Origin of the sequence: Ralstonia pickettii (genome assembly GCF_001699815.1) — a bacterium.
GTDB lineage: Bacteria > Pseudomonadota > Gammaproteobacteria > Burkholderiales > Burkholderiaceae > Ralstonia > Ralstonia thomasii.
Window position 1 is genome coordinate 62,307 of sequence record NZ_MCGB01000025.1, and the last position, 25,739, is coordinate 88,045.

Consider the following 25,739-nt stretch of genomic DNA (forward strand, 5'->3'; position numbering starts at 1 on the left):
GCGGCAGGTGTGTGCAACGGCCGCGCTGGCGCTTTTTCAATCTTTAAGTGTTCGTATGAAAATCACCATCATCGGTAGCGGTTATGTCGGACTAGTCACCGGCGCATGTCTGGCGGAGCTGGGCAACGATGTGTTCTGTCTCGACGTCGACCAGAAGAAGATCGACCTGCTCAACGCCGGCGGCGTGCCCATCTACGAACCGGGACTGAAGGAGTTGATCGAGCGTAATCGCGCGGCCGGCCGCATCCAGTTTTCGACCGACGTGGCTGCCAGCGTGGCGCACGGCGACGTGCAGTTCATCGCTGTGGGCACGCCGCCCGATGAAGACGGCTCGGCCGACCTGAAGTACGTGTTGGCGGCCGCCCGCAACATCGCCCAGCACATGACGGGCTTCAAGGTGATTGTCGACAAATCGACGGTGCCGGTGGGAACGGGCGACAAGGTGCGCGCTGCAGTGGGTGAAGTGCTTGCTACGCGCGGCAAGTCTGACATCGGCTTCTCGGTCGTGTCGAACCCCGAATTCCTGAAAGAAGGCGCCGCGGTGGACGACTTCATGCGCCCGGACCGCATCGTGCTTGGCACGTATGGCGATAACAATGGCCTGCGTGCCAAGGCCATCATGCGTACGCTTTACGCGCCGTTCAATCGCAACCATGAGCGCACGTTCTACATGGACGTGCGCTCCGCCGAATTCACCAAGTACGCCGCCAATTCGATGCTGGCCACGCGCATCTCGTTCATGAACGAGATGGCCAATCTGGCCGACAAGGTGGGCGCGGACATTGAACTCGTTCGCCTGGGCATCGGTTCCGACCCGCGTATCGGCTACAGCTTCCTCTACGCCGGCACCGGCTACGGCGGGTCGTGTTTCCCGAAGGACGTGCAGGCGCTGGTGCGCACGGCGCAGGAGTACGGTCAGACGCTGCACGTGCTGGAAGCCGTTGAGGCCGTCAACGACAAGCAGAAGGAAGTGCTGGTCGGCAAGATCGAAGACCGCATGGGTGCCGACCTGACCGGCCGCACGTTCGCCATCTGGGGTCTGGCGTTCAAGCCGAACACCGACGACATGCGCGAAGCACCGAGCCGCAACCTGATTGCTGCGCTGCTGGCGCGTGGCGCGCGCGTGCAGGTGTATGACCCGGTTGCGATGGAAGAGGCCCGCCATGCGCTGGGGCTTGATCTTTCTTCGGAACAACTGGAACGCGTGGCGTTCTGCGCCGGTCAGATGGACGCGCTTAAGGATGCCGACGCACTGGTCATCGTGACCGAGTGGAAGGCGTTCCGCAGCCCGGACTTCAACGCCGTGAAGGCCCTGTTGAAGACGCCGATGGTGTTCGACGGCCGCAATCTGTTCGAGCCGCAAGCCATGCGCGATGCGGGCTTTGAATATCAGGCCATCGGGCGCTCCACCCAATCGTAATCACCGACCCACCGGCCGCTGCCGACGCCCAGACTCATGACCACGCTCGCTTCCGAACAGATCCACGCCGCCCGTATCCTCGTGGTCGGCGACATGATGCTCGACCGCTACTGGTTTGGAGACGTCGATCGGATTTCGCCCGAAGCGCCGGTACCGGTCGTGCAGATCAAGCGCCAGGACGAACGTCTCGGCGGTGCCGCCAACGTGGCGCGCAACGTGGCGGCGCTCGGTGCGCAGGCAGCCATGCTCGGTGTGGTCGGCGACGACGAGCCGGGCCGCAGCATCGAAACGCTGCTCGGCGAAAGCCACGTCACCGGTCACCTGCATCGTGATCCGGCAGTCAACACGACGATCAAACTGCGCGTGCTGGCTCGTCAGCAGCAATTGATTCGCGTCGATTTCGAGAACGCGCCCACGCACGAAGTGCTGATGTCGGTGCTCGATCGTTTCGCCACGCTGGTGCCGCAGCACGACGTGGTGGTGCTGTCGGACTACGGCAAGGGCGGTCTCACGCATGTCGGCAAGATGATTGAGGCGTCGCGCCAGGCAGGCCGCCGCGTGCTGGTCGACCCGAAGGGCGACGACTACTCGCGCTACAGGGGCGCCACCATGATCACGCCCAATCGCGCTGAAATGCGCCAGGTGGTGGGCTCGTGGAAGTCGGAGCAGGACCTGACCATCCGGGCACAGAATCTGCGCCGGGAGCTGCAGCTCGAAGCGTTGCTGCTCACACGCTCCGAAGAAGGCATGACGCTCTACACCGAGCACGAGGTGCTGCACGTGTCAGCGCAGGCGCGAGAGGTGTTCGACGTCTCGGGCGCGGGCGATACGGTGATCGCTACGCTGGCCACGCTGCTGGGCGCAGGCGCCAACATCAAGGAAGCCGTGCAGTACGCGAATCGCGCAGGCGGCATCGTGGTCGGCAAGCTGGGCACGGCTGTCGTCACCCACGCAGAACTCTTCAACTGATCACCTGATCAACGGATCATGACCATCATCGTCACTGGCGCGGCCGGCTTTATCGGCGCCAACATCGTCAAGGGCCTAAACGAGCGCGGCGAGACCGACATCATCGCCGTCGACAACCTCACGCGGGCCGACAAGTTCAAGAACATCGTCGACTGCCAGATCAGCGACTACCTGGACAAGACCGATTTTGTCGAACGCTTTGCGCGCGGCGAGTTCGGCAAGGTTCGCGCGATCTTCCATGAAGGCGCCTGCTCCGACACCATGGAGACCGATGGCCGCTACATGATGGACAACAATTACCGTTACTCGCTGGCGGTGATGCGCGCGTGTCTGGACCAAGGCGTGCAGTTCCTCTATGCCTCGTCGGCAGCCACGTACGGCGCGTCGGAAACGTTCCGCGAAGAGCCCGAGTTCGAGCGGCCGCTGAACGTGTATGGCTACTCCAAGCTGCTGTTCGACCAAGTTGTGCGCCGTGTCATGCTGACCGCGCTGTCGCAGATCGTCGGCTTCCGCTACTTCAACGTCTACGGCCCGCGCGAGCAGCACAAAGGCCGCATGGCGTCGGTGGCGTTCCACAACTTCAACCAGTTCCGCTCGGAAGGTACCGTCAAGCTGTTCGGCGAGTACAACGGCTACCCGCAAGGCGGCCAGATGCGCGATTTCGTGTCGGTGGAAGATGTGGTCAAGGTCAACCTCTTCTTCTTCGACAATCCGGACAAGTCGGGCATCTTCAATCTCGGCACGGGCCGCGCGCAGCCGTTCAACGACATCGCCACGACGGTGATGAACACGTTGCGCGGAGCCGAAGGCAAGCCGGCGCTTTCTACCGAGGAACTGGCTCAGGAAGGCCTGATCGAGTACGTGAAATTTCCCGATGCGTTGCGTGGCAAGTACCAGTGCTTCACCCAGGCTGATCAATCGCGCCTGCGTGCGGCGGGCTACACGGCGCCGTTCCTCACGGTGCAGGAAGGTGTGGAGCGCTACTGCCAGTGGCTGTTGAAGCAACCGGTCTGATCGCCCAGCGCTCCAACAATCAGACAGCGTGTGAATTTTTGTCCGTTCGCTGCGGCGTTGCCAGATCGCTCTTTAAGATGTGTCGAAACCGCCACCTCATGTGGCGGTTTTTTCATCCCAACACCAAGGAGAAGCACATGTTGAAGAAGCTGTTGGCTGCTGCGTTGATGTCGCTGTCGATGCTGTCGGTCTCTTGGGCCGCCGTCGACGTGAATACCGCAGATCACGCTGCGCTAGAGACGCTATCCGGCATCGGCCCCAAGCGTTCCAAGTCGATCATTGAGGAGCGCACCAAGAACGGTCCGTACAAGGACGCCGCCGACTTCAAGGCTCGCGTGTCCGGCATTGGCGGCAAGACGCTCGCCAAGCTGGAAAACGAGGGGCTGACGTTCGGAGCAGCAGCGCCTGCGCCGGCACCGGCCGCCGCCAAGAAGGACGGTAAGGACGCGAAGAAGAAGTAAGCGCGCCGGTCATGCTGCCGACAACGCCTCGCTCTGAGCGAGGCGTTTTGCCATGTGCGAGGGAGGGCTTTGGGCTGCATTACAATGGTCAAATTCCCGTCCCCCACGCATCATGGCCTATCTCACGATCGAAGACACCATCGGCAACACGCCGCTGGTTCAGCTCCAGCGCATTCCCGGCGAAGGCAACGCGCGCCGCGGTAATGTCATCCTCGGCAAACTCGAAGGCAACAACCCGGCCGGTTCGGTCAAGGATCGCCCTGCGCTGTCCATGATCAAGCACGCCGAAGCGCGCGGCCGCATCAAGCCGGGCGACACGCTGATCGAATCCACGTCGGGCAACACCGGCATTGCCCTGGCCATGGCCGCTGCGGTGCGTGGTTACAAGATGGTGCTGATCATGCCGGAAGACCTGTCGGTGGAGCGCCGCCAGAGCATGGCCGCTTACGGCGCTGAGATCATCCTCACCCCCGTCAAGGGCGGCATGGAATACGCGCGCGACCTGGCCGACGCGATGGAAAAGGAAGGCAAGGGCGTCATCCTCGATCAGTTTGCCAACCCGGACAACCCGCTTGCGCATTACGAGACCACCGGCCCCGAACTGTGGCGCGACACCGAAGGCCGCATCACGCATTTCGTTTCGGCGATGGGTACGACGGGCACGATTACCGGTGTCTCGCGCTTTCTGAAAGAGAAGAACGCTGACATCCAGATCGTTGGCGCACAGCCGGAAGAAGGCTCGCGCATTCCGGGTATCCGGAAGTGGCCCGAAGCGTACATGCCGAAGATCTACGATCCGAAGTACATCGACCGCACCGAGGCGGTCAGCCAGTCCGACGCCGAGCACATGGCACGTCGAATGGCGCGTGAAGAGGGCATCTTCTGCGGGATCTCTGCCGCCGGTGCGTTGTGCGTGGCGCTGCGTGTGGCCGAGGAGGTCGAGAACGCGACGATCGCTTTCGTGGTGTGCGACCGGGGCGATCGTTACCTGTCGACGGGGGTCTTCCCCGCCTGACGGCTCGCCGCATCGCCATGAAAAAAGCGCAGCTTCGGCTGCGCTTTTTGTTTGTGTGGACGGCGGGTCAACCCTGCATCGCCTGCCGCACGGCCTGGCCCAACTCGTACACCGCGGCGGCATAGAAGAAGCTGCGGTTATAGCGTGTGAGCACGTAGAAGTTGCGCAGCCCCACGCGGTATTCCGTCGGTTGGCCGGGCGTGGGCAGATCGATCATCAGCACTTCGGTTTCTTGCTCGCGCGCGGTATCCACACCCGGAGCCAATGCCAGACCAGCGCGTGTGAGCCTGGACAACGTCATGCCGGGATACGGCTGGCCATCTGCGGCGGCGGCCGCAATGCCCTGGCTGTCGGCATCGCCGGCAATGTTCCACATCACCGGGCGGTTTGGCTCCCAGCCGTGCATCTGCAGGAAGCGGGCAACGCTGCCGATGGCATCCACCGCGCTGTTGCGCAGGTCGATGTGGCCGTCGTGGTCGTAATCGATGGCGTATTCGCGGATGCTGGTCGGCATGAATTGCGGAATACCGACTGCGCCCGCGTACGAGCCCAGGACCGAGAACGTCTCCGTGCCCGTGTCACGGCACCAGAGCAGGAAGTCCTTGAGCTGGTTGCGGAACATCGTGCTGCGGTCTTCGCGGTTGGGCGTGTCGGGGTAGTCGAAGGCCAGCGTGGACAGCGCGTCCATTACGCGGAAGTTGCCCATGTCGCGGCCGTAGATGGTCTCCACGCCCAGGATGCCCACGATCACATCGGCCGGCACGCCGAATTCGTTCTCGGCGCGGCGCAGTGTGTCGCCGTATTGCTGCCAGAACCGCACGCCGGCGCCGATGCGGATCGGCTCGATGAAGCGGCCGCGATAGGCCGTCCAGCTGCGACGCGCGGGCGTGGCCGGCGGCAGGATCAGGCGGGCCACCGTGGCGGAATAGGCCGTGCCCGCAAACAGCGTTTCGAGCGATGTCCGGTCAAAGTTGTACTGCGCGACCAGCATGCCGATGAAGGCCTGCGTTTGCGGGTTGTTGCGATAACGATCGGGGTCGATCTCTTCTTCATGCACCGCGACGCGGCGCTTGGGCGATTTGGCGGTCTTCTTGGCAGCCAGCGAGAGCGCCGGGAAAGAGAGCGCGGAGAGCGCTGCGCCAGCCACCAGGGCGCGCAATACGGGACGTCGGGAAGAAGGCGATTGGCTCATGGGGAGGCTTCATACGGGATCGGGGCATTGTAGCGGATGCGTCTGTTGGATCGTCCAGGGCACGCGGCGTTGTCGCACAGCCGTGCTAACGTAGCGGCTGGAGACACTGAAGCACACCGGATCACAACAACATGGCGACCGGCCTCTATACGCATCCCGAATTCCTCCGGCACGAGATGGGACCGCACCATCCCGAATGTCCGGATCGCCTGCGCGCGATCGAAGACCAGCTCATCGCCAGCCGCATCGACGACCTGCTCGTTCCCTGCGAGGCGCCGCCCGCCACCGAGGCGCAGCTGTGCCGCGTCCATCGCGCCGAATACGTGCGCGAACTGGTGGCCAGTGTGCCGATCGCCGGCTATATGCCGATTGATCCCGACACCTCGATGAACCCGCACACCTATATGGCTGCGGTGCTGGCCGCAGGTGCCGCGGTGGACGCCACCGACAAGGTCATCGCCGGCGAGCTGGAGAACGCCTTCTGCAGCGTGCGCCCACCGGGCCATCATGCGGAGCCGGGCCGTGCGATGGGCTTCTGCTTCTTCAACAACGTGGCCGTGGCCGCACGTCATGCGCTTGATCATCACGGCCTGCAGCGCGTGGCGATCGTCGACTTTGATGTGCACCATGGCAACGGCACCGAAGCGGCCTTCCGCGATGAGCCCCGCGTGCTGATGTGCAGCATCTTCCAGCACCCGTTCTATCCGTATTCCGGCACCGAGCCGGTGGCGGCCAACATGGTGAACATCCCGTTACCGGCGTACACCAATGGCCTGACCGTGCGGGAGGTGGTGGAAACCATCTGGCTGCCACGCCTGGAGGCGTTCCAGCCCGAGATGCTGTTCATCTCTGCGGGCTTCGATGCGCACCGCGAAGATGATCTGGGCCAGATGGGCTTGGTCGAGGCAGACTACACCTGGATCACGCAGCAGCTCATGCAAGTGGCGCGCACGCACGCCAAGGGCCGCATCGTCAGTTGTCTTGAGGGCGGCTACAACCTCAGTGCGCTTGGCCGCAGCGTGGTGGCGCACGTCAAGGCGCTTGCCGAGCTTTAGGCTATCAACGATGACGATTCATTGATGTCATTCGAAAAAGTAATAAAGACATCGTTAAAGAATCGTTCCTCGCATGTGGGGCCTGCCTTACACTAGCGCCTCATTCAAACAAAAAAGAGACGGCAACGGCCTAAATGGGCGGTTGCCGTTTTTGTCTGTACGCATGATCGAACTCAAGGGGATATCGCAGCACTTCCGGGGGGCGGGCGACCATGACGTCCACGCGCTGCGCGACGTCGACCTGACCATCAACCGCGGCGAGATTTTCGGCATCATCGGCCGCAGCGGCGCGGGCAAAAGCACGCTGGTCCGCGTCATCAATCTGCTGAACCGGCCCACCTCCGGCACCGTCACCGTGGCGGGGCAGGAGCTCACCGCACTGAATGCCGATGGGCTGCGCCAGGCGCGCCGCAAGATCGGCATGATCTTCCAGCACTTCAATTTGCTGTCGTCGCGCACCGTGTACGACAACGTGGCGCTGCCGCTGGAGCTGGCCGGCACATCGCGCGAACGCATCCGCGAGATCGTGTTGCCGCTGCTGGAACTGGTGGGTCTGTCCGCACACAAGGATCGCTACCCCGCGCAGATTTCCGGTGGCCAGAAGCAGCGCGTTGGCATTGCCCGCGCGCTGGCGAGCCAGCCCGATGTGCTGCTCTCCGATGAGGCGACTTCCGCGCTGGATCCGGAGACGACGCGCTCGATTCTCGACCTGCTGCGCAAGATCAACCGCGAACTCGGTCTGACCATCGTGCTGATCACGCACCAGATGGAAGTCATCAAGCAGGTGTGCGATCGTGTGGCGGTGCTGGACGCCGGCCGTGTGGTCGAACTCGGCCGCGTCATCGATGTGTTCCTGCAACCCAAGCATGACGTGACGCGCGCGCTCATCGGTGAGGTGATCTCGCAGGAGTTGCCGCCGTCCGTTCTGGCGCGCGTGGAAAGTCGCCTCACCGCGCGTGAGCAGGGTGGCCGTGACCACCTGTTCCGTTTGGCCTTTACCGGTGCAGGCGTGGACCAGCCGGTGCTGGCGCAGGCGATCCGCAACTATGGGCTCGACTTCAACATTCTCCATGGCCACATCGACGAGATTCAGGGCCAGGCGTTCGGCTCGCTGGCTATCCTGGCGTCGGGCGAAACCGCTGACATCAACAACGCGATGAACTTCCTGCGCGAGCAAGGCGTGGTGGTCGAGGAGATCAATCATGTGGTCTGACCTGACCGATCTGTTCCTGCCGGCTTTCTGGGAAACGCTGGCCATGGTGGGCGTGTCAGGCGGCATTGGCGCGCTGTTTGGCGTGCCGCTGGGCGTGCTGCTGTATCTGACGACCACGGGTGGCGTGCTGTCGGCACCGGTGTTCAACCGCGTGGCGGGCCTTGTCGTCAATGCCGTGCGCTCGGTGCCGTTCATCATTCTGCTGGTCGCCGTGATTCCGTTCACCCGCCTGCTGGCGGGCTCGTCCATTGGCACCGCGGCGGCCATCGTGCCGCTGACGATTGCTGCGATTCCGTTTGTTGCACGTCTGGTTGAGACTGCGCTCCGCGAAGTGGATCGTGGCCTGATTGAAGCCGCGCAGTCCATGGGTGCGACGACCGGTCAGCTCGTCTACAAGGTGCTGCTGCCTGAAGCGATGCCGGGCATCCTCGCCGGCCTGACGATCACCTTCGTCAGCCTTGTCGGCTACTCGGCCATGGCCGGCACCATCGGCGGCGGCGGCTTGGGCGATCTGGGCATCCGCTATGGCTATCAACGTTACGAATCGGACATCATGCTGGCGGTTGTCGTCATCCTGATCGTCTTTGTGCAGGCGGTGCAATCGACGGGCGATTGGCTCGTGCGCCGCCTGAGCCACCGTTAATCATTCAATCGACAGACAGAACGAGGAAACACAATGAATCGCCGTCAACTGCTGCAATGGTCCGCGAGCCTTGGTGCCGCATTGGCATTGGTCGCAGGCAGCGCCCTGGCGCAGAGCAAGCCGATCAAGATTGGCGTGACCGCCGGGCCGCACGCCGAGATCATGGAAGAAGTAAAGAAGGTCGCCGAGAAGGACGGCTTGAAGCTGCAGATTGTTGAGTTCAACGATTACATCCAGCCGAACGCCGCCCTGGCTGCCGGCGATCTGGATGCAAACAGCTATCAGCACCAGCCGTATCTGGACGACCAGATTGCCACGCGCGGTTACAAGTTCGTGAGCGTCGGCCAGACCATCACCTTCCCGATGGGGATCTACTCGAAGAAGATCAAGTCGCTGAAGGAGTTGAAGGACGGTGCGCGTTTCGGTCTGCCGAACGATCCGACCAACGGAGGCCGCGCGCTGCTGCTGCTGCAATCGCAAGGCGTGATCAAGCTCAAGCCGAACGCCGGTTTCAAGGCTTCGCCGCGCGACGTGGCTGATAACCCGAAGAAGCTGAAGTTCGTCGAATTGGATGCCGCGCAACTGCCGCGCTCGCTGGATGATCTGGATGCCGCCGCCATCAACGGCAATTACGCTGAAAAGGCCAACCTGGACCCGACCAAGGACGGCATCGCCATCGAAAGCCCGAAGGGTCCTTACGCCAACGTGATTGCCATCCGCGCCGCCGACAAGGATCAACCCTGGGTCGCCAAGCTCGTGAAGGCGTATCATTCCGACGCCGTGAAGTCCTTCGTCAAGGCGAAGTACAAAGATGCGGTGATTGTGGCTTGGTAGCCACTTTTGTGATCCGTAGGTGATCCGGTAGAGGGTTCTACCAAACAGATTGCCGGACGTTTGACTGGCGTCCGGCAAATTTTCGCGGTTAAAATAGCACGACCGTTCGGAAAAATTACGCGAGCGACCGGCCCCCCTTATAATGGCCGGCGTTTTGCAAAATCGTCTTATCAATTAGTGGAGTGAGCGCATGAAAGTCCTGGTCGCAGTCAAGCGCGTGATCGATTACAACGTGAAGGTTCGCGTGAAGACGGACGGCAGCGGTGTCGATCTGGCCAACGTCAAGATGAGCATGAACCCGTTCGACGAGATCGCCGTGGAAGAGGCGGTTCGCCTGAAGGAAGCGGGCGTCGCTACCGAAGTGATTGCCGTGTCGTGCGGCGTGACGCAGTGCCAGGAAACTCTGCGCACCGCCATGGCCATCGGCGCCGATCGCGGCATCCTGGTCGAGACTGCCGAAGAGCTGCAGCCGCTGGCTGTCGCCAAGCTGCTCAAGGCGCTGGTCGACAAGGAGCAGCCTCAGCTGATCATCCTCGGCAAGCAGGCGATTGACGACGACGCCAATCAGACCGGCCAAATGCTGGCTGCGCTGGCGGGGCTGCCGCAAGCGACGTTTGCCTCGAAGGTGCAGATTGCCGACGGCAAGGCTTCGGTCACGCGTGAAGTGGACGGTGGCCTGGAAACCCTGTCGGTCAAGCTGCCGGCCGTGGTCACCACCGACCTGCGCCTGAACGAGCCGCGCTACGTGACGCTGCCCAACATCATGAAGGCGAAAAAGAAGCAACTCGACACGGTCAAGCCGGAAGACCTGGGCGTGGACGTTGCACCGCGCCTGAAGACGCTGAAGGTGGTCGAGCCCGCCAAGCGCAGCGCTGGCGTGATGGTGCCCGATGTGGCCACGCTGGTCGCCAAGCTCAAGACCGAAGCGAAGGTGCTGTAAGCGGTCTCCTGACTGCAAGCAACTTCAAGCACACCGAACAGGCAGATCAAGATGACCTCACTCGTTATTGCTGAACACGACAATCAAACCATCAAGGCCGCGACGCTGAACACCGTGACGGCAGCCGCCCAATGCGGCGGTGACGTCCACGTGTTGGTGGCCGGTGCTGGCTGCGGCGCCGCTGCACAGGCCGCTGCGCAAATAGCCGGCGTGGCCAAGGTTCTGGTGGCCGACGCGCCCCAATTTGCCGATGGCCTGGCCGAGAACGTCGCCGAACAGGCCCTGGCCATTGCCGGCAACTACAGCCACATCCTGGCGCCCGCCACCGCCTACGGCAAGAACATCCTGCCGCGTGTGGCCGCCAAGCTGGACGTGGCCCAGCTGTCCGACATCACCAAGGTCGACGGCCCGGACACCTTCGAGCGCCCGATCTACGCCGGCAACGCAATTGCCACCGTGCAATCGGCCGACAAGGTGAAGGTGATCACCGTGCGCGGCACGGCATTCGACCCGGCTGCCGCGACCGGTGGTTCGGCTGCTACCGAAAACCTGACCGCCGTGGCTGACACCGGCATCTCGCAATTCGTTTCGCGCGAAGTGACGAAGAGCGACCGCCCGGAACTGACCGCCGCGAAGATCATCGTGTCGGGCGGCCGTGGCGTGGGCTCGGGCGAGAACTACACCAAGGTGCTGACGCCGCTGGCCGACAAGCTGGGCGCCGCGCTAGGTGCTTCGCGCGCGGCAGTGGACGCCGGCTTCGTGCCGAACGACTACCAGGTCGGCCAGACCGGCAAGATCGTCGCGCCGCAGCTGTACATCGCCGTCGGTATTTCGGGCGCAATCCAGCACTTGGCCGGCATGAAGGATTCCAAGGTGATCGTCGCGATCAACAAGGATCCGGAAGCGCCGATCTTCCAGGTGGCGGACTACGGCCTCGTGGGCGACCTGAATGCCGTCGTGCCGGAGCTGGTGGCCGCACTGGGCTGATCGCACCGCGCAGCGCGCTTGGTTTGACGTGCGCTGCAATGCCCGACGCAAAGCCGTTTCCGACCTGTTTGGAAACGGCTTTTTTATACGCGAGCGCCATCAGGAGAGCGCGTCACGCACTCGATGAGGCACTGTCCTGATCGCGCTTAACCAGAGTTGGAGAGAGACATGACCTATCAAGCCCCAGTCAAGGACATGCTGTTCGTGATGAACGAGTTGGCCGGCCTGGACAACGTCGCGAAGCTGCCTGGCTTTGAAGACGCCACCGCCGACACGGCGCAGGCCGTGCTGGAAGAAAGCGCCCGCTTTACTGGCGAAGTCGTTGCGCCGCTGAATGTGGAAGGCGACCGTAACCCGAGCAGTTGGAAGGACGGCGTCGTCACGGCCACCGCAGGTTTCAAGGAGGCGTTCGCGCAGTTCGGCCAAGGCGGCTGGCAGGGCGTGCAGCATCCGCTGGAATACGGCGGCCAGGGCCTGCCCAAGCTGATCGCCACGGCGTGTATCGAAATGCTGAACGCGGCCAACCTGTCGTTCGCACTGTGCCCGTTGCTGACGGATGGCGCCATTGAGGCATTGCTGACGGCCGGCACCGAAGAACAGAAGCAGCTTTTCGTCCCCAAGCTCATCTCGGGCGAATGGACGGGCACGATGAACCTGACCGAGCCGCAGGCCGGCTCCGACCTGGCACTCGTGCGCACGCGCGCCGAGCCGGTGGGCGACGGCACGTTCAAGATCTTCGGTACAAAGATCTTCATCACCTGGGGCGAGCACGATATGGCCGAGAACATCGTCCACCTCGTGCTGGCGCGTACGCCGGGCGCGCCGGAAGGCGTCAAGGGCATATCGCTGTTTGTGGTGCCGAAGTTCATGGTCAATGAAGATGGCTCGCTGGGCGCGCGCAACGATGCGCATTGCGTATCGATCGAACATAAGCTCGGCATCAAGGCGAGCCCGACGGCCGTGCTGCAATTTGGCGATAACGGCGGCGCGATCGGGACGCTGGTCGGCGAAGAAAATCGCGGCCTGGAATACATGTTCATCATGATGAACGCGGCGCGTTATGCGGTCGGCATGCAGGGCATTGGCGTGTCGGAGCGCGCTTACCAAAAGGCCGTGGCCTATGCGCGTGACCGCGTGCAGAGCCGCCCGGTGGATGGCTCTGCTGCCAAAGCTGTGCCCATCATTCACCACCCGGATGTGAAGCGCATGCTGCTGACGATGCGCGCCATGACCGAAGGCGCGCGTGCGCTGGCCTACGTGGCTGCCGCAGCGTGCGATGCCGGCCATCACGCTGCCGATGACGCAGCACGCAAGCAGAACGCGGCGCTGTACGAATTCCTGGTGCCGATCGTGAAGGGCTGGAGCACCGAGATGTCGATCGACGTGACGAGCCTGGGCGTGCAGGTGCACGGCGGCATGGGCTTTATCGAAGAGACGGGCGCCGCGCAGTTCTATCGTGATGCGCGCATCCTGCCGATCTACGAAGGCACCACGGCCATCCAGGCCAACGACCTGATCGGCCGCAAGACGGTGCGTGACGGGGGCGCGGTAGCCTCGGGCATCTGCGCGGAAATCGCCAAGGTGGAGGCGGCGCTCGCTGCGAAGGGCGGTGCGCATTGCGATGCGATGCGTGCGCGTCTGGCAGCCGGTCGCGAGGCGCTGGAATCGGTGGTGCGCTTTGTGGTCGCCCAGACCAAGGCGCAGCCGAACGCCGTCTTCGCAGGCAGCGTACCGTATCTGCGCCTGTGCGGCATCGTGCTGTCGGGCTGGCAGATGGCGCGTGCGCTGCTGGTGGCGATCGACCGCGAGAGCGAAGACCCGAACTTCTACGGCGCGAAGATCGCCACGGCACGCGTGTTTGCCGATGTGCTGCTCACGCAGGCACCTGGTATTGCGCAGAGTGTGCTGACGGGCGGCGAGACGATCGGTGCGGTGCCGGAAGTCCTGTTCTGAGCGGCATCAGCCGGAAAAAAAAAAGGGAGGCTCCTGCCTCCCTTTTTTATCGCATGCAGCGTAGGCGATCAGGCCAGCGCAGGCTTGGTTGCCGGCATCTGGGTGCCACCCAGGTAGCGATACACAGAAAGGTCATCCGAGCGGATGGCAGGCGAGCGGCCCGACACCAGATCCGACAGCAGCTTGCCCGAGCCGCAGGCCATGGTCCAACCCAGCGTGCCGTGGCCAGTGTTGAGCCACAGGCCACGCACGGGCGTCTGGCCCACGATGGGCGTGCCGTCCGGCGTCATCGGGCGCAGGCCGGTCCAGAACGTCGCGCGCGAGACATCCCCGGCACCCGGGAACAGATCGTTGACCACGAACTCCAGCGTCTTGCGCTTGCCTGGGTCGAGGCGCTTGTCGTAGCCGACAATCTGCGCCATGCCGCCCACGCGGATTCGGTCGTCAAAGCGCGTCACGGCCACTTTGTAGGTCTCGTCCAGGATGGTGGATACGGGGCTCTTCCCCGCATCTGTCATCGGTACGGTGATCGAGAAACCCTTGAGCGGGTAGACCGGCACGTTCACCAGGTTCTTCAGGAACGGTGTGCTGTAGCTGCCCAGCGCCACGACCACGAGATCGGCGTCGATCGGCTGGCCGTCGACCAGCGCCCCGCGGACGGCGTCGTTCTTGAAGATGAGGCTGTTGATCGTGCTGTTGAAACGGAAGCGCACGCCGAGCTTTTCCGCCATCGCGGCCAGGCGCGTGGTGAAGAGCTGGCAATCGCCCGTTTCGTCATTGGGAAGGCGCAAGCCACCGGCCAGCTTGTGGCGGGTCGAGGCCAGGCCCGGTTCACTGCGCACGAGGTCTTCGCGCGAAAGCAGTTCGTACGGCACGCCGGCGCGCTCGAGCACGGCGATGTCGTTCGCGGCGCCGTCGAGCTGTTGCTGGGTGCGGAAAATTTGCAGCGTGCCTTGCTGGCGGCCTTCGTAGGCGATGCCGGTGTCGGCGCGCAGGTCGCGGATGCAGTCGCGGCTGTACTCGGCCAGGCGAACCATGCGTTCCTTGTTTTGCGCGTAGCTGGCGGCGTCGCAGTTGCGCAGCATCTGCCACATCCACTTGAGCTGGAAGAGCGTGCCGTCGGGGCGGATGGAAAGCGGCGCGTGCTGCTGGAACATCCATTTGATGGCTTTGAGCGGTACGCCAGGCGCGGCCCACGGCGACGCATAGCCCGGCGAGATCTGGCCAGCATTGGCGAAGCTCGTCTCCAGCGCCGGACCCGCTTCGCGGTCGACGACAGTGACTTCATGGCCCGCACGGGCCAGGTAATAGGCGCTCGTCACGCCGATCACGCCGCTGCCAAGAACGAGCACGCGCATGGTGATACTCCCCGGAGATGAATTTGCGATAGATGTCGCTATCGTATTCGTACAATTCCAGTAATTGTTTCTGTATATTTGCGGGAAACAGAAACAACTTTGATTCTGAGGCATTTTTGACCATGCGAACCCAGCGTAAGCCAGTCCGGGCCCTCGATAAGCTCGATCGGCGGATTCTCGACCTGCTGCAAAAGGACGGGCGCCTGTCGATGAAGGAACTCTCCGAGGCGGTCGGCCTGACCATTACGCCGTGCATCGAGCGCGTCAAGCGCCTGGAGCGCGAGGGCTTCATCCTCGGCTACTACGCGCGGCTCAACCCCGCCATGCTGGGCGCTTCGCTGCTGGTGTTTGTGGAGATCAGCCTGGGCAGCAAATCCGGCAACATGTTCGAACAGTTTCGTCGCGAAGTGCTGCGCATTCCCGAGGTGCTGGAGTGCCACCTCGTCTCCGGCGATTTCGACTACCTCATCAAGGCGCGCATTCGCGAGATGAGTGAATACCGGCGCTTGCTGGGCGACATCCTGCTCCAGTTGCCCGGCGCAGTGCAATCCAAGAGCTACATCGTGATGGAGGAGATCAAGGAGACGCTCGCCATCGATGTGACGGAAGCGGGCGGGTGACGTAGCGTTGTCACGGAAGCCCCCTACGCTGGCTGGCACGTTCATCACCGACACCGGAGCCCCCATGTCCGACCAGCCGATCTTCAAGCCGACCCGCCGCACGCTGATCAAAGGCCTCGTTTCCGCCAGCGGCACCGCGCTCCTCAGCTCGCGTATCGGCGACGTGCTGGCCCAGGGCGCCGCACCGGCCGCAATGACGTCCGAGCGCCTGCGCCCGCAAGTGCCAGGCGGCGTGATGAGCGGTGATATCACGGCCGGCAGCGCCATCGTCTGGAGCCGCACCGATCGTCCGGCACGCATGATCGTCGAATACTCGACGGACGCCGCCTTCAAGAACGTCGCGCGTCGCATCGGCCCCGCGGCCCTTGAAAGCAACGGCCTGACAGCTCGGGTCGACCTGAACGGCCTGCCAGCCGGCGCAGACCTGTTTTACCGCGTGCGCTTCCAGGACCTCGTGCACGACAAGGCCTTCAGCGAGCCGGTTGCCGGTCGCTTCCGCACGGCACCCATGCAGGCCAATCGCCCCATCTGCTTTGTCTTCTCTGGCGACGAGGCCGGCCAAGGCTGGGGCATCAACGAGCGCTTCGGCGGCTATCGTCTGTATGAGGCAATGCGCCGCGAATCGCCCGACTTCTTCATCCACTCCGGCGATCAGATCTATGCCGACGGCCCGATCCAGGCCGAGGTGAAACTGCCCGACGGCGCGCTGTGGACCAACCTCGTTACCGAGGCCAAATCGCACGTTGCACAGACGCTCGACGACTACCGCGGCGCCTTTGCCTACAACCAGCTGGACAAGAACAAGCGCGCGTTTTCCGCCGAAGTGCCGTTCCTCGTGCAGTGGGACGACCACGAGGTGCGCAACAACTGGTACCCCGGCCAGCAGATCGGCCCGGAAGAGAAGCGCTATCAGGAGCGCAGCGCATCGCTGCTGGCGGCCCGCGCGAAGCAGGCGATGTTCGAGTACAACCCGTTCCGCTTCAATCCGATCGACCCAGAGCAGATCTACCGCGCGTTCCAGTACGGCCCGCTGCTCGACGTATTCATGCTGGACGAGCGCAGCTATCGCGGGCGCAATTCGCCGAACCGCCAGACCCGGCTGGATGCCGATTCGGCCTTCCTCGGCCCGGCACAGGCGGCGTGGCTCAAGCAATCGCTCAAGCAGTCAAAGGCGACGTGGAAGGTGATTGCCAGCGACATGCCGATCTCGCTGGTGGTGCCTGATCTGAACCCCGATGTGCCCAAGGGCACCTATGAAGCGTGGGCCAATGCGGATGACGGCATGCCGTCGGGCCGCGAACTGGAGTTGGCCGAGATCCTGCGCTTCATCAAGCAGGAAAACATCCAGAACGTGGTCTGGGTGACGGCTGACGTGCACTACGCGCAGGCTACGTACTACCACCCGTCGCGCGCCAAGTTCACGGATTTCAAACCGTTCTGGGAGTTCGTTGGCGGCCCCATCAACGCGGGCACCTTCGGACCGAATGAAGTGGACCAGACGTTTGGACCGGACGTGCGCTACGTCAGCATTCCAAAGGACAATCCGCAGAACCAGTCGCCCGCGGCGCTGCAGCAGTATTACGGTCGCGCCAAGATCGACCCGATCACGCGCACGATGCACGTATCGCTGCACGATCTCGACGGCAAATCGCTCTGGGAAGTGAAGCTCGATCCCGAGGCGTAGCAGGCGTCACCCGCAGCGCGGCGGGAGCGTATGCGATAGGATCAGCGAGCCCCCGCATCCATTCTGGCCCGCTGTGTCCGATATGTCCGATCGCCACGTCCCCCGCAAGGGACGCGGCGCCACTTCCAATCTGCAAGGCCGCTTCGAGCGCGACGAGCGCACGCGCGTCGATGACGGCTGGCAACCGCTTGTCGGGCACCTCGATCCGGATGACGCGCCGCCTCGCATCGAGACCAGCGTCTCCATCGAGCGTGCGCGCTCCATCCTCAGCCATAACCAGTCGCCGGATATTCCGTTTGGGGTCTCGCTCAATCCGTATCGTGGCTGCGAGCATGGTTGTGTGTATTGCTTTGCTCGGCCGACGCATGCGTATCTGGAGCTGTCGCCCGGGCTGGACTTCGAGACCAAGCTGTTCGCCAAGACCAATGCCGCGGAGGTGCTGCGCGAAACGCTGGCCAAGCCCGGCTACCGCTGCGAAGCGATTGCGCTGGGCGTGAACACCGATGCGTATCAGCCAATCGAGCGCGAGTTGCACATCACGCGCGACGTGCTGCAGGTGCTGCACGATTGCGATCACCCTGTCGGGCTGATCACCAAGTCGACACTGATCGAGCGCGACATCGATCTGCTCGCCCCGATGGCGGCGAAGAATCTCGTCGTAGCCGCCGTCACAATCACCACGCTCGACGCTGATCTGGCGCGCAAGCTGGAGCCCCGCGCTGCCACGCCATCGCGCCGCCTGCGCACGATTCGCACGCTGGCAGAGGCGGGTATTCCGGTGGGTGTCAGCGTCGCCCCGATGGTCCCCTTCATCACCGACGACCACATGGAGCAGATTCTGGAAGCCGCGCACGAGGCAGGCGCCACGTACGCGAGCTATATCGTGCTGCGCTTGCCAAACGAGCTGGACGCGGTGTTTCAGGATTGGCTGATGGCGCATTTCCCCGACCGCGCGCAACGCGTGATGAATCGCATCCGCGATCTGCACGGCGGGCACGATTACAAAGCGGATTTCGCCACGCGCATGCGGGGCACCGGCATCTGGGCCGACTTGTTGCGGCAGCGTTTCTACAAGGCCGCCGACAGGCTCGGCTTCAGCTACCACCGCTACAACGAACGGGTGCTCGACACCTCGCAGTTCAAGCCGCCCACGCGTGCCCTCAAACCGCGAAAGCCGGTCGACGAGCGCCAGGGCAGTTTGTTTTGACTACTGCGACAGCTCTTTCGCTGCCTGCACCTGCGTTTCGAAATAGGTCTGGAAGGTGATGGCCAAGCCGGCCATCAGCAGGCCCGTGCCGATCATCAGCGTGAGAACGCTGAGCAGTACGACAGGCCAGCCCGAATGTGTAGGCGTGCCGTCGGCATTGAATTGTGCGTCCCATTTGTCGTCGGGGCGCAGGCCGTAGACGAGGGCTGACAGGTAACCGGCCAACACTGAAGATCCGCCGATCATCGCGCAGACCCAGCCCGGGACGCTCGCGCGCTGCGTCGACCACAGCAACGCCACGCCGACCACACCGAGCACCATGGCAAAGACCTGCGACCATGCCCAGAAATCGCGTCCGCCCTTGAGATAGAAACGATGCGCGCCCACGCTTCCGAACAGGAAGGCGAGCAGCACGGTCAGCAGCTTGGATTTTTTTTGAAGAGTGGTCGTAGGCATAGCGGGCGGTGAACACACGGCAAGACAACACAGCGCCGCGCATTCTACGCCCAACGTCAACCGCGGCGCAGCCAAACGGCGGCGCCGGGAGCGCGTCTTAAAGACGCATCAGCAACTTGGGGAATTGGCCGTCAGTTTGGCCGGAGGCGCGCAACGCTGCGTAGCGTTTGCGGCGGGAGTGGCAGGGTCACTAAATCGGAACCGGACGCAGCGACGGCACGCTCATCGAAACCGTCGAATCCTGCTGCAGTCGAGGCGTTTGGTCGCGCACGCCGTAAAGCAGGTGAGCCAGCATCAGCATGAATGCCGTGGTCCAAACCAGACCGAGGATGAGCCGCACATGGCGGCGGCGAGGGAATGACATTGAAGCACCTGTTGTCGTTGTGATTGGTGTGATGGCACGGTCGCATCAACCGCGTACACGTGCCATCCAATCCGACTCAGGCGTTCCCGCCAAGTTCCGGGATGTGAAATATGGGAGCGGCGCGTCAGCCCCGGCGCGAGCCGTGCCAGTTGCCTTGGTCGCCGTTTCCTCGTTCCTGACGCATGCGTTCCTGCTGCTGCCAGTCTCCGCGGCCGCCGCCGTCGCGGGGCTGAATCCGACCGTTGAGGCGATCGTCGGCCCGGGCGCGCGCTTCCATGCGTTCCATCTGCGCGCGGATGCGGGCGGCCTGCTCGCCCCGGCTGTCAGCGAAGAATTGCGCCACCAGCGGACGCTCTTGCGGCATGGTCTGTGCCGCTTGCGTCCATGCGGGCATGGTGGATTCTGCGAAGGCGACGGCGGTTTGACGCGCCGATGCGTTGGCAGCCACAGCGCCCGCAGAGGCGACGATCAGAACGCCTGCCGCCAAGGGGCGAAGCAATGCGCGGATCGGCATGGCTATCTCCTGTCGGGCAAGGATTTGAAAGCGCCACGCGCCGCGTGCTTCTGGCAGTTGCAAGAGAGATCGACAGCGCGTGTTCATGCCTGTCAATGTAAGGCTTCACTCAGCGGGCATCCACTGTCCGAACGTTACCCATGTAACGAGATGTTTCGCGCACGCTTTGCTCGAGCGGTGAGCGACGTTAAGATCATTTTCCGGTGTAGTGGATGCGATACACCGCGCCCGCCAAGTCGTCGGAGACCAGCAGGCTGCCGTCCGGTGCCACGAGCACATCTGCGGGGCGTCCCCAGGCTCTCTCGCCTTGCAGCCAGCCCTGGGCGAACGGCTCCTGCTTCGTGACATTGCCGGCGGCGTCCAGAACGACGCGCACGACGCGGTAGCCCACCTTTGATGATCGGTTCCACGAACCATGCTACGCAATGAAGACATTGTTTCGGTATTCCGGCGGAAAGCTGCTGCCCGTATAAAAGCGCATGCCTAATGCCGCTACGTGGGCCCCGAGCCTCGCGGCCGGTGGTGTGTAGTCTGAGCACGGATGTCCGGCACCGAACTCGGGGTCCGGAATGTCGCCGGCGTGGCAGAACGGATAGCCAAAGTGCGGATTGGGCTTGGTGATGCGGTTCAGTTCGTCGTCTGGCACGTCGTCACCCATGAGATCGCGGCCGTTGTCGGTGAACCACAATTCGTGCGTACTCGGGTGCCAGTCGAAGCCGACCGTATTGCGGATGCCTCGCGCCACGAGTTCCAGTCTGCTTCCATCGGCGTTCATGCGCATGAGGTTGGCGTACCGGTTCTCATCGGGGCGGCATATGTGGCAAGGTGCGCCCACCGGCACATACAGCTTGCCGTCCGGCCCGAACGCAATGAATTTCCACCCGTGATGCGTTTCCGTCGGCAGCTTGTCGTTGACGATCACCGGGTCCGGCGGATTGCCGAGCCGGCTGTCAATGCCGTCGAGCCTCAGCACGCGTGAAACTGCCGACACATAAAGGTTGCCGTCACGCCATGCCACGCCAACCGGGAGTTGCAGTCCGGACGCCACCACATGGATCGGTGCGTTTGGCGTCAGCAACGACATCGCGTAGACCTTGCCCGCGCGGCTGCCCACATAGAGAATGCCGGCCGGAGAAAGCGCCATTTCACGTGCAGCGGGCATCGCGTCGGTGAGCACTTCGACATGGAATCCGGGCGGTACACGGAGTGACTCGATCGGTAGAGCGGCGAGTGCTGCGGGCACCGCATCAAGCCAAGCGGCAAGCACAACGGCTGGAATCAAGTACGCTGCGCGTCACGCGTGCCATCGGGCGCACACTCTCGCCCAGCCTAAGTGTTTGTTTGGTCGGAGAAACTGCGCTATACTTGCGCGTTTCTCTGTACGCATACCCAGTTTTTCAAGGAAAAGATCCATGGTCGTGATCCGTCTGGCCCGCGGTGGCTCCAAGAAGCGCCCGTTCTTCAATATCGTTGCGACCGACTCGCGTAACCGCCGTGATGGCCGTTTCATCGAGCGCGTCGGTTTCTACAACCCGCTCGCCGGTGAAGGCGAAGAAGGTCTGCGCATCGTGCAAGACCGCCTGACCTACTGGGAAGGCGTGGGCGCACAGCTGTCGCCGACGGTTGCCCGTCTGGTGAAGCAAGGCGCCAAGAAGGCGGCTGCCTAAGTTTTAGCATGCGTCGATCGACGGTGCCGTCCGAGTACTTCCTGCTGTGACGCGCGCCGCATCGACACGGCCCGGTCCTGTGGCTGCTGCAACGCAGGCAACCTCGCAAAAGGTTGCCGAACGGCTGCAAGCCATGCGCCCGGGCACGGGCACCAACCCGACGCTCCCCGACGATCTCGTCGAGGTGGGTTATGTGGGTGGGGCCTACGGTATTCGCGGCTGGATCAAGGTCCAGTTGCACGGCGACGCCGACGCGCTGCTGAATGCCCGTACCTGGTGGCTCAAGCCGGCTGCTGGCGCACTGGCAACGTCAGCGGACTGGCGGGTGTTTCCCGTTGGCACGTCGCGTGAGCATAGCGGCACGGTGGTGGCGGGTTCGCCTGCCGCACCCGATCGCAATGTCGCCGAAGCTCTGCGCGGCTATGCCGTGTGGGTCAGCCGGGCCGATTTTCCCGAGCCGGATGATGACGAGTTTTACTGGGTCGATCTGATCGGCGCTACGGTCGTCAACGAGCAACAGGAAACGCTTGGCACGGTGCGAGGCCTGATCGACAACGGTGCGCATCAAATCCTGCGTATCGTCGGTGAAGGTGAGGTCGAGCGGCTCGTGCCGTTTGTCGAGGTTTACGTGAAGTCGGTGGATGTCGCAGGCAAGCGCATCGTCGTCGACTGGGGTCTGGATTACTGAACATGCGGCCGGAGAATTCGGCGATGCAGTTCGACGTCGTCTCGCTGTTTCCGGACATGTTCCGGGCGCTGACGGACTGGGGTATCACCAGCCGCGCAGCCAAACAGCAGGTGTACACGTTGCGCACCTGGAACCCGCGCGATTTCACGACGGACAACTACCGCACCGTGGACGACCGCCCGTACGGCGGTGGCCCGGGCATGGTGATGTTGGCGAAGCCGCTAGAGGCCGCGCTGGATGCGATTCAAGCGGCGCAAGCGCCGGCGGCTTCGCATGTGGTGTTGCTGTCGCCGCAAGGCAAGCCGCTCACGCACAAGCGGGTGATGGAACTGGCGCAGTTGCCGGCGCTCACGTTGCTGTGCGGACGCTACGAAGCGATTGATCAACGTCTGGTCGACCGCCGCGTGGATGAGGAAATCAGCCTTGGCGATTTCGTCCTCTCCGGCGGTGAGATTGCAGCAATGGCGATCATCGACGCCGTGGTGCGGCAGTTGCCCGGCGTGCTGGGCGATGCACAGTCGGCGGTGCAAGACAGTTTCGTCAACGGCTTGCTCGACTGCCCGCACTACACGCGGCCGGAAGAGTACGAAAGTGTGCGTGTGCCCGATGTGCTGCTGGGTGGCCACCATGCCGAGATCGAGAAATGGCGCCGCCAGCAGGCGCTGGTGAACACGATGCGCAAGCGGCCCGATCTGATCGAGGCGGCGCGCAAGCAGGGTTTGTTGTCCCGCAGCGATGAGGTCTTCCTCGCTGCCGCGGCGATAACGGCAAAGGGGTCAGAGCCTTCCATACCGGAAGGCTCGGCCAAGTGAAGTTCCCATCCTCTACCGGGGCCACGGTCAACCGACTGGGCAAAACGCCGGCATGATGGTCAAGGAGAAAAAGATGAATCTCATCGAGCAAATCGAGCAGGAAGAAATCAAGCGCCTGACGGCCAACAAGACGATCCCCCCGTTCGCCCCTGGCGACACCGTGATCGTCAACGTGAACGTCGTTGAAGGCACCCGCAAGCGTGTGCAGGCGTATGAAGGCGTCGTGATTGCCAAGCGCAATCGTGGCCTGAACTCGTCGTTCATCGTTCGCAAGATCTCTTCTGGCGAAGGCGTGGAGCGTACGTTCCAGCTGTACTCGCCGCTGCTTGCCAGCATCGAAGTGAAGCGTCGCGGTGATGTGCGCCGTGCGAAGCTGTACTACCTGCGCCAACGCTCGGGCAAGTCGGCACGCATCAAGGAGAAGCTGACCTTCAAGCGCAAGGAAGCCGCTGCGGAGTAATCTGCGCGCGTTGCGAAAAGGCACCTTCGGGTGCCTTTTTTCTCTTCTGCGGCGGAAGATTGACCCCATCTATGTCTTCCGCCCTCGACTCATTCATTCCCATCGTATGCGCCGTCCCGTGTTCGACCCTGAGCAGTTACCGGTGGTGCCGACCGAGGCATCATTGCCGGCGCTCGGGCTCCCGCGGCTGACCGCCGAGTTCGTGCGCGAGCGGCTGCAGACGCAGCCCGACTGGCAACCGGAACAGACGGACGAATCCCGCCTGATCGACGCTTCGCTCAAGTTGCGCGAGGCGGCGGTGCTGGTGCCGCTGGTGCAGCGCGAGGCGGGTCTGACGGTGCTGCTGACGCAACGCAATGCATCGCTTAGCCAACATGCCGGCCAGGTCAGCTTTCCGGGCGGTGGACGCGAAGAATTTGACCGTGACATGGTCGACACGGCGCTGCGCGAGACGATGGAAGAGGTCGGCATTAGTGCCGAACACATCGAAGTGATCGGTCGCTTGCCCGACTACATCACCGGGACCGGTTTCCATGTGAGCCCAATTGTCGGATTGCTCGCGCCCGATTTCACGCTGCAACCCGACCCAAGTGAAGTGGCGGAGGTGTTTGAAGTGCCGCTGGCCTTTTTGATGGATCCGGCCAACCACGAAGTGCGCGAGCTGCGGTGGGAAGACCGCGTGCGTCGTTTCTATGCGATGCCTTACCGGCGATCTGGGCGATCTGACCAAGCGCCTGACTCTGGCCACCACTTCATCTGGGGCGCGACGGCGGGCATGCTGCGCAACCTGTATCACCTGCTGGCAGCGTAGCGCCGACGCGAATATGGGCACCCTGTGCGCTGTTGCGCGCACGCTGTGTGCTATCGTCTTGCACATCGCATTCACGGTGTGATCCACGCCTTCGCAACGCCCTTCCAATGACTTTCTTCTCCGTACTCTGCGCGCTGATTCTCGAACAGTTCCGTGCGCTCAGCCGGGACAACCCGATCTACGACGTCGTGCGCGCACTGGCTGCGCGGGCAGAAGAATGGTTCGACACCGGCCTTCGTCGCGATGCCGTCCTCGCTTGGTGCGTGGTCACGCTGCCGGCCGTGGTGGTCGTGGCACTGGTGCACTACCTGCTGTCGTCGATCAGTCTTGGGCTGGCGTTCCTGTGGAACGTCCTGATGGTTTACCTGACGCTCGGCTTCCGCCAGTTCAGTCACTACTTCACCGATATCCATGAGGCACTGCGCAGCGATGACGTTGTCACTGCGCGCCTGCTGCTCAACGAATGGTCGGGGCAGGACACGACCGACATGCCGGTCAATGAGATCGTCCGCCATACCCTGGAGTGCGCGATTGTTGCGGCGCATCGTCATGTGTTCGGTGTGTTCTTCTGGTTCCTGGTGCCGATCGGGCCGGCGGGTGTGGTGCTATACCGTGGCGCTGAATACCTCGCTCGCCACTGGAGCGATACGTCGACGGAGCGTAGCCCCGCGCTAGGTCTCTTTGCCCGTCAGGCGTTTTTCATCATCGACTACGTCCCTGCGCGTCTCACTGCGATCGGCTTTTCCATCGTCGGCAACTTCGAAGATGCCGTGTACGCCTGGCGCAACCGCGCTGCCAAGTGGAATGACGAAGTGAATGGAATCCTATTGGCGGCCGGCGGTGGCGCGCTCGGCGTGCGTCTTGGCACGCCCATTCCGCAACGCGATTCGGCCGATAGCATTGCCGACGAGGATGGCGCCTATCCCATGGAAGTGGGGCAGGAGCCGAACGTGCGTACCTTGCAGTCAGCTGTGGGGCTGGTGTGGCGCGCCGTGGTGTTGTGGATGCTGCTGCTGGCGATGCTGTCGATTGCCGTGTGGCTCGGCTGATGCGGCACGACGCTTAGTCGCCGAACGATCAATCACGCCGCATCCTCGCGGTTGTTGCCGCAGCGCCAGCACTGGGCGAACTGCGGCTCGTGACTCTCTCCGCAATGTGCGCAACGCCATGCCGGCCCGGTCGGCGGGTGCTGCGCCTGATCGAGCAGCGCGCGGGCCTGCGCTTCCTGCGCCGGGTTCACCAGCCAGACCTGCGCAGCGCAATCCTGCGGCGGGACGTCACCCGCCACACTGCTCAAGTAGATGTTGCGCAGCTCGGTGCGAATACCGGCGGCAGACAGCACGTTCTGCCAGTGCGCCGCCATGCCGAGCGATGGACTGCTGATCAGCAACTTCATCCCACC

General features: G+C 63.1%; 27 protein-coding genes and 1 pseudogene. 21 read left to right on the top strand and 7 right to left on the bottom strand.

Annotated features, from left to right (window positions below; all coding sequences use genetic code 11):
* Positions 1–55 precede the first annotated feature (55 nt).
* From BEK68_RS03415 to cysM, 5 genes are all read left to right on the top strand, one after another.
* Entirely contained in the window at positions 56–1,420 is a 1,365-nt protein-coding gene (locus tag BEK68_RS03415) for a UDP-glucose dehydrogenase family protein (protein ID WP_004629188.1), read from the top strand.
* A gap of 36 nt (positions 1,421–1,456) precedes the next feature.
* Positions 1,457–2,389, top strand: a complete 933-nt coding sequence (rfaE1, locus tag BEK68_RS03420; protein ID WP_004629186.1) for a D-glycero-beta-D-manno-heptose-7-phosphate kinase — start codon at positions 1,457–1,459, stop codon at positions 2,387–2,389.
* An 18-nt stretch (positions 2,390–2,407) separates the two neighbouring features.
* Positions 2,408–3,403 (top strand): ADP-glyceromanno-heptose 6-epimerase, encoded by a 996-nt coding sequence (gene rfaD, locus BEK68_RS03425; RefSeq protein WP_012435141.1) that lies wholly within the window; start codon positions 2,408–2,410, stop codon positions 3,401–3,403.
* Positions 3,404–3,540: 137 nt separating this feature from the next.
* On the top strand, positions 3,541–3,864 hold the full coding sequence (locus tag BEK68_RS03430; RefSeq protein ID WP_012435142.1) for a ComEA family DNA-binding protein: 324 nt from the start codon (positions 3,541–3,543) through the stop codon (positions 3,862–3,864).
* Between the two features lie 112 nt (positions 3,865–3,976).
* Entirely contained in the window at positions 3,977–4,879 is a 903-nt protein-coding gene (cysM, locus tag BEK68_RS03435; RefSeq protein ID WP_012435143.1) for a cysteine synthase CysM, read from the top strand.
* A 67-nt stretch (positions 4,880–4,946) separates the two neighbouring features.
* Here cysM and mltB read toward each other — a convergent pair whose 3' ends face one another.
* A complete protein-coding gene (gene mltB, locus BEK68_RS03440; protein WP_012435144.1) occupies positions 4,947–6,071 on the bottom strand; it encodes a lytic murein transglycosylase B in 1,125 nt (374 codons plus the stop codon).
* A 131-nt stretch (positions 6,072–6,202) separates the two neighbouring features.
* Here mltB and BEK68_RS03445 point away from each other — a divergent pair, with 131 nt between their 5' ends.
* The 7 genes from BEK68_RS03445 to BEK68_RS03475 all read left to right on the top strand — a co-directional run bounded on the left by BEK68_RS03445 (position 6,203) and on the right by BEK68_RS03475 (position 13,696).
* Positions 6,203–7,126, top strand: coding sequence for a histone deacetylase family protein (locus tag BEK68_RS03445; protein WP_012435145.1), 924 nt, complete (start codon positions 6,203–6,205; stop codon positions 7,124–7,126).
* Between the two features lie 163 nt (positions 7,127–7,289).
* Positions 7,290–8,339: a methionine ABC transporter ATP-binding protein gene (locus tag BEK68_RS03450; RefSeq protein ID WP_012435146.1), complete on the top strand. Its 1,050-nt coding sequence runs from the start codon at positions 7,290–7,292 to the stop codon at positions 8,337–8,339.
* Positions 8,329–8,982, top strand: a complete 654-nt coding sequence (locus tag BEK68_RS03455) for a methionine ABC transporter permease (protein ID WP_009238641.1) — start codon at positions 8,329–8,331, stop codon at positions 8,980–8,982. The genes BEK68_RS03450 and BEK68_RS03455 overlap by 11 nt, the downstream gene beginning before the upstream one ends.
* A 33-nt stretch (positions 8,983–9,015) precedes the next feature.
* The gene (locus tag BEK68_RS03460; RefSeq protein ID WP_004629171.1) at positions 9,016–9,816 is read left to right on the top strand and encodes a MetQ/NlpA family ABC transporter substrate-binding protein; all 801 of its coding nucleotides are present in this window, start codon (positions 9,016–9,018) and stop codon (positions 9,814–9,816) included.
* Between the two features lie 190 nt (positions 9,817–10,006).
* Positions 10,007–10,756: an electron transfer flavoprotein subunit beta/FixA family protein gene (locus BEK68_RS03465; RefSeq protein ID WP_004629169.1), complete on the top strand. Its 750-nt coding sequence runs from the start codon at positions 10,007–10,009 to the stop codon at positions 10,754–10,756.
* 51 nt (positions 10,757–10,807) lie between these two features.
* The gene (locus BEK68_RS03470) at positions 10,808–11,743 is read left to right on the top strand and encodes an electron transfer flavoprotein subunit alpha/FixB family protein (protein WP_012435147.1); all 936 of its coding nucleotides are present in this window, start codon (positions 10,808–10,810) and stop codon (positions 11,741–11,743) included.
* Between the two features lie 168 nt (positions 11,744–11,911).
* A complete protein-coding gene (locus BEK68_RS03475; protein ID WP_012435148.1) occupies positions 11,912–13,696 on the top strand; it encodes an acyl-CoA dehydrogenase in 1,785 nt (594 codons plus the stop codon).
* 68 nt (positions 13,697–13,764) lie between these two features.
* Here BEK68_RS03475 and BEK68_RS03480 read toward each other — a convergent pair whose 3' ends face one another.
* Complete coding sequence (locus BEK68_RS03480; RefSeq protein ID WP_012435149.1) at positions 13,765–15,054, bottom strand: D-amino acid dehydrogenase; 1,290 nt, start codon at positions 15,052–15,054, stop codon at positions 13,765–13,767.
* Positions 15,055–15,176: 122 nt separating this feature from the next.
* Here BEK68_RS03480 and BEK68_RS03485 point away from each other — a divergent pair, with 122 nt between their 5' ends.
* The 3 genes from BEK68_RS03485 to BEK68_RS03495 all read left to right on the top strand — a co-directional run bounded on the left by BEK68_RS03485 (position 15,177) and on the right by BEK68_RS03495 (position 18,565).
* Positions 15,177–15,674 (top strand): Lrp/AsnC ligand binding domain-containing protein, encoded by a 498-nt coding sequence (locus BEK68_RS03485; RefSeq protein ID WP_004629161.1) that lies wholly within the window; start codon positions 15,177–15,179, stop codon positions 15,672–15,674.
* A 64-nt stretch (positions 15,675–15,738) separates the two neighbouring features.
* Positions 15,739–17,358, top strand: coding sequence for an alkaline phosphatase D family protein (locus tag BEK68_RS03490; protein ID WP_012435150.1), 1,620 nt, complete (start codon positions 15,739–15,741; stop codon positions 17,356–17,358).
* Positions 17,359–17,440: 82 nt separating this feature from the next.
* Positions 17,441–18,565 (top strand): PA0069 family radical SAM protein, encoded by a 1,125-nt coding sequence (locus BEK68_RS03495; protein ID WP_012435151.1) that lies wholly within the window; start codon positions 17,441–17,443, stop codon positions 18,563–18,565.
* On the opposite strand, the gene BEK68_RS03500 is transcribed toward BEK68_RS03495, so the two are convergent.
* The 4 genes and pseudogenes from BEK68_RS03500 to BEK68_RS03510 form a co-directional block, all read right to left on the bottom strand.
* On the bottom strand, positions 18,566–19,021 hold the full coding sequence (locus BEK68_RS03500) for an NINE protein (RefSeq protein ID WP_012435152.1): 456 nt from the start codon (positions 19,019–19,021) through the stop codon (positions 18,566–18,568).
* A 190-nt stretch (positions 19,022–19,211) separates the two neighbouring features.
* Entirely contained in the window at positions 19,212–19,385 is a 174-nt protein-coding gene (locus BEK68_RS25680; RefSeq protein WP_004629154.1) for a hypothetical protein, read from the bottom strand.
* Between the two features lie 124 nt (positions 19,386–19,509).
* Positions 19,510–19,899 (bottom strand): hypothetical protein, encoded by a 390-nt coding sequence (locus BEK68_RS03505; protein ID WP_012435153.1) that lies wholly within the window; start codon positions 19,897–19,899, stop codon positions 19,510–19,512.
* 193 nt (positions 19,900–20,092) lie between these two features.
* Positions 20,093–21,166 (bottom strand): annotated as a pseudogene (locus BEK68_RS03510) (PQQ-dependent sugar dehydrogenase).
* 145 nt (positions 21,167–21,311) lie between these two features.
* Here BEK68_RS03510 and rpsP point away from each other — a divergent pair.
* The 6 genes from rpsP to BEK68_RS03540 all read left to right on the top strand — a co-directional run bounded on the left by rpsP (position 21,312) and on the right by BEK68_RS03540 (position 25,386).
* The gene (rpsP, locus tag BEK68_RS03515) at positions 21,312–21,566 is read left to right on the top strand and encodes a 30S ribosomal protein S16 (protein ID WP_004629147.1); all 255 of its coding nucleotides are present in this window, start codon (positions 21,312–21,314) and stop codon (positions 21,564–21,566) included.
* Between the two features lie 133 nt (positions 21,567–21,699).
* Positions 21,700–22,254, top strand: coding sequence for a ribosome maturation factor RimM (gene rimM / locus BEK68_RS03520; protein WP_012435154.1), 555 nt, complete (start codon positions 21,700–21,702; stop codon positions 22,252–22,254).
* A gap of 23 nt (positions 22,255–22,277) precedes the next feature.
* Entirely contained in the window at positions 22,278–23,066 is a 789-nt protein-coding gene (trmD, locus tag BEK68_RS03525; protein ID WP_012435155.1) for a tRNA (guanosine(37)-N1)-methyltransferase TrmD, read from the top strand.
* Positions 23,067–23,139: 73 nt separating this feature from the next.
* Complete coding sequence (rplS, locus tag BEK68_RS03530) at positions 23,140–23,526, top strand: 50S ribosomal protein L19 (RefSeq protein ID WP_004629138.1); 387 nt, start codon at positions 23,140–23,142, stop codon at positions 23,524–23,526.
* A gap of 106 nt (positions 23,527–23,632) precedes the next feature.
* Entirely contained in the window at positions 23,633–24,337 is a 705-nt protein-coding gene (locus BEK68_RS03535) for a CoA pyrophosphatase (RefSeq protein WP_004629136.1), read from the top strand.
* 107 nt (positions 24,338–24,444) lie between these two features.
* Positions 24,445–25,386, top strand: a complete 942-nt coding sequence (locus BEK68_RS03540; RefSeq protein ID WP_004629134.1) for a CobD/CbiB family protein — start codon at positions 24,445–24,447, stop codon at positions 25,384–25,386.
* A gap of 32 nt (positions 25,387–25,418) precedes the next feature.
* Here BEK68_RS03540 and BEK68_RS03545 read toward each other — a convergent pair whose 3' ends face one another.
* The gene (locus BEK68_RS03545) at positions 25,419–25,733 is read right to left on the bottom strand and encodes a hypothetical protein (protein WP_012435156.1); all 315 of its coding nucleotides are present in this window, start codon (positions 25,731–25,733) and stop codon (positions 25,419–25,421) included.
* Positions 25,734–25,739: the final 6 nt, after the last annotated feature.